This window comes from Vibrio sinensis, from assembly GCF_003605645.1.
In the GTDB taxonomy this organism is placed as follows: domain Bacteria; phylum Pseudomonadota; class Gammaproteobacteria; order Enterobacterales; family Vibrionaceae; genus Vibrio; species Vibrio sinensis.
Genome location: NZ_QVMU01000163.1, coordinates 1 through 453 on the forward strand (window position 1 = coordinate 1; position 453 = coordinate 453).

The 453-nt window shown below is 56.7% G+C and carries 1 protein-coding gene; it reads left to right on the forward strand.

Going from position 1 to position 453, the window contains the following annotated elements:
* Positions 1 to 167: 167 nt before the first annotated feature.
* A partial coding sequence (locus DZ860_RS24075) for a phage tail protein (protein WP_047621418.1) occupies positions 168 to 453 on the forward strand: 286 nt, incomplete at its 3' end.

Below are 453 nucleotides of genomic sequence, written 5' to 3' on the forward strand. Positions count from 1 at the left end.
TCCGGGACGTTTGAGCAGAATAACCATGTGGTGATTAACAACGACGGCACGAACGGGCAGATAGGTCCGGCTGCTCTGAAGGCGGTGTATGACATGGCCCGCAAGGGTGCCCGTGATGAAATTCAGACACAGATGCGTGATGGTGGCCTGTTCTCCGGAGGTGGACGATGAAGACCTTCCGCTGGAAAGTGAAACCCGGTATGGATGTGGCTTCGGTCCCTTCTGTAAGAAAGGTGCGCTTTGGTGATGGCTATTCTCAGCGAGCGCCTGCCGGGCTGAATGCCAACCTGAAAACGTACAGCGTGACGCTTTCTGTCCCCCGTGAGGAGGCCACGGTACTGGAGTCGTTTCTGGAAGAGCACGGGGGCTGGAAATCCTTTCTGTGGACGCCGCCTTATGAGTGGCGGCAGATAAAGGTGACCTGCGCAAAATGGTCGTCGCGGGTCAGTATGC